Origin of the sequence: Herminiimonas sp. (assembly GCF_030645555.1) — a bacterium.
In the GTDB taxonomy this organism is placed as follows: domain Bacteria; phylum Pseudomonadota; class Gammaproteobacteria; order Burkholderiales; family Burkholderiaceae_D; genus Oxalicibacterium.
Window position 1 is genome coordinate 1 of the sequence record NZ_JAUSME010000255.1, and the last position, 6,140, is coordinate 6,140.

At 58.1% G+C, this 6,140-nt stretch carries 7 protein-coding genes and 1 pseudogene; 5 read left to right on the forward strand and 3 right to left on the reverse strand.

Annotated elements, in window-relative coordinates:
* The 3 genes and pseudogenes from Q7T06_RS09945 to Q7T06_RS09955 all read left to right on the forward strand — a co-directional run.
* Window positions 1–523 (forward strand): annotated as a pseudogene (locus Q7T06_RS09945) (oxidoreductase); the annotation flags it as partial.
* A 51-nt stretch (window positions 524–574) separates the two neighbouring features.
* Window positions 575–1,453, forward strand: a complete 879-nt coding sequence (locus tag Q7T06_RS09950) for an aldo/keto reductase (RefSeq protein WP_304784176.1) — start codon at window positions 575–577, stop codon at window positions 1,451–1,453.
* The gene (locus Q7T06_RS09955) at window positions 1,450–1,668 is read left to right on the forward strand and encodes a hypothetical protein (RefSeq protein ID WP_304784178.1); all 219 of its coding nucleotides are present in this window, start codon (window positions 1,450–1,452) and stop codon (window positions 1,666–1,668) included. Before Q7T06_RS09950 ends, Q7T06_RS09955 begins: the two co-directional genes overlap by 4 nt.
* A gap of 75 nt (window positions 1,669–1,743) precedes the next feature.
* Here Q7T06_RS09955 and Q7T06_RS09960 read toward each other — a convergent pair whose 3' ends face one another.
* The 3 genes from Q7T06_RS09960 to pal form a co-directional block, all read right to left on the reverse strand.
* The gene (locus Q7T06_RS09960) at window positions 1,744–1,965 is read right to left on the reverse strand and encodes a hypothetical protein (RefSeq protein ID WP_304784180.1); all 222 of its coding nucleotides are present in this window, start codon (window positions 1,963–1,965) and stop codon (window positions 1,744–1,746) included.
* A gap of 97 nt (window positions 1,966–2,062) precedes the next feature.
* On the reverse strand, window positions 2,063–3,961 hold the full coding sequence (locus Q7T06_RS09965) for a methyl-accepting chemotaxis protein (RefSeq protein WP_304784182.1): 1,899 nt from the start codon (window positions 3,959–3,961) through the stop codon (window positions 2,063–2,065).
* A 399-nt stretch (window positions 3,962–4,360) separates the two neighbouring features.
* A complete protein-coding gene (pal, locus tag Q7T06_RS09970; RefSeq protein WP_304784184.1) occupies window positions 4,361–4,885 on the reverse strand; it encodes a peptidoglycan-associated lipoprotein Pal in 525 nt (174 codons plus the stop codon).
* Window positions 4,886–5,074: 189 nt separating this feature from the next.
* Here pal and Q7T06_RS09975 point away from each other — a divergent pair, with 189 nt between their 5' ends.
* Entirely contained in the window at window positions 5,075–5,674 is a 600-nt protein-coding gene (locus Q7T06_RS09975) for a sigma-70 family RNA polymerase sigma factor (RefSeq protein WP_304784186.1), read from the forward strand.
* Window positions 5,671–6,140: hypothetical protein (locus tag Q7T06_RS09980; RefSeq protein ID WP_304784188.1), on the forward strand; the 470-nt coding region annotated here is incomplete at its 3' end. The genes Q7T06_RS09975 and Q7T06_RS09980, both read left to right, overlap by 4 nt.

A 6,140-nucleotide genomic window follows, 5' to 3' on the forward strand; every position in this document is an offset into this window, starting at 1 on the left:
TGAATACGGTGGCTCGCTGGAAAATCGCATGCGTTTTCCGCTGGAAGTGTTCGAGGCGGTGCGTGCGGTGTTCCCGGCAGACAAGCCGGTTGGTATTCGCGTGTCGGCAAGCGACTGGATGGAGCACGGCTGGGATCTGGAGCAGACCATCGCCTTTGCCGCGGAGCTGAAGAAGCGCGATGTCGACTGGATCGATGTGTCGTCGGGTGGTATTTCACCTTTGCAGAAAATCATCCTCGGTCCCGGTTATCAGGTTGGTTTTGCGCAAGGCGTGAAAGAAGCGACCGGCGTCAACACGATGGCGGTAGGCTTGATCACCGAGCCGCAACAGGCGGAAGACATCATCGCCAGCGGCAAGGCTGATTTCATCGCACTAGCGCGTGGTCTTTTGTACGACCCGCGCTGGCCGTGGCCTGCAGCGGCTGCGCTGGGTGCAACCATAGCCGCACCGCCACAATACTGGCGTTCGGCACCGCATGGTCAGAACAAGATATTCGGCGATACGGTGTTTGGCGGGCGTTGAGTTCTCGCATAACGTCCGCACCTTATCCAGCTCATCGTCAGGAGACAACACATGCCACATGCAAGCAATAGCATCCCTAAAACCTTCAAGATCGGTGGCGAAATCGAAGTCCATCGCCTGGGCTACGGCGCGATGCGCATCACCGGCAAAGGCATCTGGGGTGCGCCGGCTGACAGGGCTGAAGCAATACGCACCTTGAAGCGCCTGCCCGAACTGGGTGTGAACTTCATCGATACTGCCGATTCATACGGGCCGAATGTGTCGGAAGAATTGATACGCGAGGCGCTGCATCCCTACCCGAACATGTTGATTGCGACCAAGGCGGGTTTGACGCGTCAGGGGCCGGATCAGTGGACGCCGCATGGCAATCCCGATTATTTGATCAGGCAGGCGCACGGCAGCTTGCAGCGGCTGGGTGTGGAACAGATAGGCTTGTGGCAGTTGCATCGGATCGATCCGAAGACGCCGCGCGATGAACAGTTTGGCGCGGTCAAGCAGTTGATCGATGAAGGCGTGATACGGCATGCGGGCTTGAGCGAAGTGTCGGTTGAAGAGATCAAGGCTGCGTCCAGATACTTCAAGGTGGCGACGGTGCAGAATCGTTACAACCTGACCGATCGCGGCAGCGAAGATGTGCTCGATTACTGCACGCAGCATGGCATAGGCTTCATCCCCTGGTATCCATTGGCGGCCGGGACTTTGACCGAGACCGGCGCGATGCTCGATACCATCGCCCACCGCCATGGCGCAAGCAAGGGCCAGATCGCGCTGGCATGGCTGCTGCAGCGCAGCCCGGTGATGTTGCCGATACCGGGTACCTCGCAGGTCGCGCATCTGGAACAGAATGTGGCTGCGGCCGACATCAACTTATCCGACGAGGAATGCGTTGCGCTCGACGGCGTGGCTGCGCTGCATGGGGACGCGAGATGAAATTGATGCCGCTGGATCAAATACAGCTGGTCTGGTATCAGGACTCGATCACCGGCGAAGCATCAGCAGGAGGCTTCAAGAGCGGCACGCACAGTTTCTGGGTGCATCTGGAATATTTTCCGCGTGAACTGACCGAGGCTTACTTGATGGAAGAAGGTGATGACCGGCCGCATCCCAAGGATGGCTGGTTTTATGCGCGCGGGATATTGCTGTAGGCCTTGTCGTTTGCCGGCAAGGCCTGCGCCGGTTAGCAGATAGACTGCTGACCGGCTAGTGCGTGTAGGCGGGGATTATTTCGGGAACATCTCGAATGCTTCGCCGACTTTCAGTGCGATCAAGTCGTACAGCGAGTGACGCGGTTGCGGACCGGCACGTTCAAAGCCTTCTACCGTGTCCGGCTCTATGCCTTCCGGTGCGTGGACAAACTGCATCCAGTCTTCGTAACCCGGATGTTCCTTCAGGTTGCGATTGAGTTCATCCAGAAATTCCTGCTTGTTCAGTTTCACAGCCATGGCAGTCTCCTTGAAGAATGATTGATCTTAGCACGGAGCATGCTGGTGTGAGGAGGGGCAGGCCAGCGTTTGCCGCCGCCACCCCTTTGCGACATCATTATTTGTACACGCCGCAGCCTATGATCAAGTCCTCGTATTTATCGAGGTACATGGACTTGGCTTCTATCTGCTTTGAGATCGGGTTGAGGAACATATAGTCCTGCCAGCCCTTGCCGGTGTTCTGGATGATGGCGATGCGCTCCCTGACGAACGGGTTGCCGGCGCCATCCTTGGCGTCGATCAAGTCCTTGCCTATCAATGCCGGGTTGGCGCCGTGTGCCAGGTTGCGGCCGTGCATGTCATAGACCACGACATACAGATCGCGGTCGCAGAACTGGCCCAGCTTGTTGCTGATTTCGGCGAAAGTTTTTTCCTTGCCGTTTTCATACATCGATTCTATCGCCTTGCTGACCATGTCCCTGGCTTCGTCCATCGAGCCGTGGCTGCCGCTCTTGATCTTGAAGATGCTGACGACATTATTCAATTCCGTGGTCTGGCTTTGCAGCGATTCTGCCGAGGCGGCCGCCTGCTCTACCAGCGCGGCATTTTGTTGCGTGACCTGATCCATTTGCGCGATGGCTTGATTGACCTGTTCTATGCCTATGCTTTGTTCGCGGCTGGCAGAACTGATCTGGGCCATGATGTCGTCCACGCTTTTGATGCTGCTGACGACTTCCTGCATCGTGGTGCCGGCTTGTGCCACCAGTTTGCTGCCGCTCTGGACTTTATCGACCGAGTCTTCAATCAGCGACTTGATTTCGCGTGCGGCGGCCGAACTGCGCTGCGCCAGACTGCGCACTTCGCTGGCGACCACGGCAAAACCGCGGCCCTGTTCGCCTGCACGTGCGGCTTCGACTGCTGCGTTCAAGGCCAGGATATTGGTCTGGAAGGCGATGCCGTCGATGACGCTGATGATGTCGACGATTTTTTTCGACGACTGGTTGATCGAGTCCATCGTGCTGACCACTTCGGCCACGGCGTTGCCGCCCTTGACGGCGACCTGCGAAGCGTTGCGCGCCAGCGTGTTGGCTTGCTCGGCGTTGGCGGCATTTTCCTTGACGGTGGAGGTCATCTCTTCCATCGCGGAGGCGGTTTCTTCCAGCGAGCTGGCTTGCTGTTCGGTGCGCGATGACAGGTCCAGATTGCCGGCGGCGATTTCGCTGGTTGCCGTTGACAGGGTCTCGGTGCCATGGCGGATGTTCCATACGACATTGGCGAGTCCCTGGCCTATGCTGTTGATGGCGCTCAGCAATTGGCCGATCTCGTCTGTGCGTTTGGTTTCCAGCCGGGTCGTCAGGTCGCCTGTCGCGAGTTGCCGTGCTACCCGCGTGGCTTGTGCCAGCGGGCCGGTGACGTTTTTGCGTATCGCGCTGTACAGCAGCGCGGTCAGTATCAGCAAGGCGATGAAGGCAGCGGCGGCGGAAACATTGCGCAAGGCCGTGGCTTCATGCGTGAATTCAGCTGTAAAGGTATCGCCGACGACGACCCAGTTCTTGTCCGCGGCAAAGGTGAAGGCGGCTATGCGTTCCGGCGAGCCGGCATCGGCTGGCGAACGGTAACGTATCACGCCTTCTTTCTTGCTCAGCATTTCCTTGATGAATTCGCGGCCGTCAGTGGCCTTGTCGGCGAGGACGTTTTGTCCTTCCCGCTTGGCGGCAATCACCAGCTTGCCAAAGTCGCTGCCCGGATTGGCGTCGAGTACATAATAAGTGCCGGTCTGGCCGACCTTGAGCGCCAGCAGTTTGTTCTTGATCAGGGCGGCATCGCTGCTCATGCCCAAAACGAGTTTGCTTTTGGCGCTGACTTCTTCGGTCGCGTGCTGTGCCAGCATGTTGGTGGTCGCGCGCCCGGTGGCCCAGACAAAAATACCGAAGACGACGGCGATCAATACAAAAGAGATCGCGGCCAGTTTTACTCCGACCCCCAGCCTGCTTAGCTTACGTATGACATTGTTCATCACTTACTTCCCATTCATGAATGAGGTTGTACGACAATTGCCTGGCGGCGACCATTCCTGATGGAAACATCATAACTGCATATCTGCAGATTTTTACCAGAATGAAGCCGCTAAAAGTTAATTGTTGTGTACTGGCACCAGAGTGGATGGCCAGCCTGTCAGCTTTTGCTGGCGGCGATAAAAATCAACTGATTCAAGGGCTTAGGTAAGCCATTAGCAGATAGCGGGCTCATTTTGTGAGCCCTGTATTTTGTATCGGCAGATTTCAGGAAAACAATAGCCGGGTAATGCAGGCATGCGGCTTAATGATGGGATGGCGTGGGAGTCAGGTGGACAACTTGTGTCCATCTTCTTGTCCGGCAGAGCGTCGCATGCCGGGCAGCATGTCGTTAAATGTAATTACTTGCCGGTATTTGCCGCTTCATAGACGATATCGACGCGGCGGTTTTGCGCCCAGGCGGCTTCATTGCTGCCTTCGGCCTTTGGCCGTTCGGCACCGTAGGAAATCACTTCCAGCTGTTGCTCAGCTACGCCGTACAGCGCAAAAATCCTGTGCAGCGCTTCTGCACGCTTCTGGCCCAGCGCCAGATTGTATTCGCGGCCGCCGCGCTCATCGGTATTGCCGATCACGACGACCTTGATGTCGCGGTGGCTGGCCAGGTATTTGGCATGCGCTTCCGCCAGCGGCTTGAATTCATCCTTGATCGTGTACTGGTCGAAATCGAAATACACACTGCGCTTGAACAGGATGCTGGCCGGGTCGTCGTGCTGTTTGCGCAGGCTGTCTGGATTGATGCAGCAGGTGCGTTGCGGTTCGAGCTTCTCGCCGCCTTTGTTGCCGGCATCGTCTTGCAGGCTGGTTGAACTGCAAGCCGACAGCAGCAAGGCCGGGAAGATGAGGGAAACCAGCTGTATCTTGCGCATCGAAATCTCCTGATGATGTATAGGTAAGTGCGGATCAAGTGAAATGTTAACCCGTCCGGTGCCGTCTGCGCTGTGCAGATGGCTGCAGGGTATGCAACGGCGCAGGCCGGGTTATGGGGTTAAGGCCGGGCTTATGCGTGCGTAAAGCACCAGTTGCTGGCATGGAACGTCTTCGCTACACTGGGTGCCATGCTTGCCGACCTCTCCGACGAAACCCTGATGCTGCGCTATTGCGATGGCGATCTGCCGGCTTTCAAGGAGTTGTATCAGCGCCACAGCCGCGGACTCTACCGTTTCCTGGCATGGCGCTCGCCGCGCCGCGAATGGGTGGACGAAATCGCGCAGGATAGCTGGGTCAGCCTGCACCATGCGCGTTCGCGCTACCAGCCGCAGGCGAGTTTTCGCACCTACCTGTACCAGATCGCCCGCAACCGCCTGATCGATTTGCTGCGCCAGCAACAGCCGCTGCTGGCTGGCGATCTCGGCATCGATGCAGATGGCGAGAGCGTGTTTGAATATCTGGCCGATGCGGCGCAAGAGCAGGTGTCGCCGGAATCCGCGCTGGAAGCCAGGCAAAGGGCTGCCGATTTGCATGCGGCGATAGGCAGCCTGCCAGTCGAGCAAAAGGAAGCGCTGGTTTTGCAGCAATTCAACGGCATGAGCCTGGAAGAGATCGCGCAGATTTCCGCCGTGCCGGTAGAAACGATCAAGAGCAGGTTGCGTTATGCGATGCGCAAATTGCGACAGCACTACATGCAGGCGCAGGCTGTGCAGGAGGAGCGGGCATGACGGGCAAGGACAAGGATCAAATCGACGACGGCTTCGAGCTCTTCCTGCAGCGTCAGGATGAATTGTCGCGGCAGTTGCAGTCGTTGCCGCAGCCCGCGCCATCGGCAGAACTGGATGCCGCGATACTGGCCAAAGTGGAAGCCGAACTGGCGCGCACCGTAGCCACGGATGCGGCGGCCAACGACCCCGCGCTACCAGGTGCTGCGGCCAGCCCCTTGCCGGGCTTCCTGTCGCGCTGGCGTACTCCGCTGTCTATGGCGGCCAGCGTGATGCTGGTTACGCTGGTGTTGCTGCGCTGGCAGACGCAACCTGATAACCCTGTACCGCTGGTGGTGGCGCAGGCGCCGGAGCAAACAGCGGAACAATCGGCGGAGCAAATTCTGCCGCAGGCAGGCACCACTGCTACCACTGCTGCGCCGCCGGCCCAGTCGCGCACCGGCAGTGAAAAAATCGATGGCAAAATGCT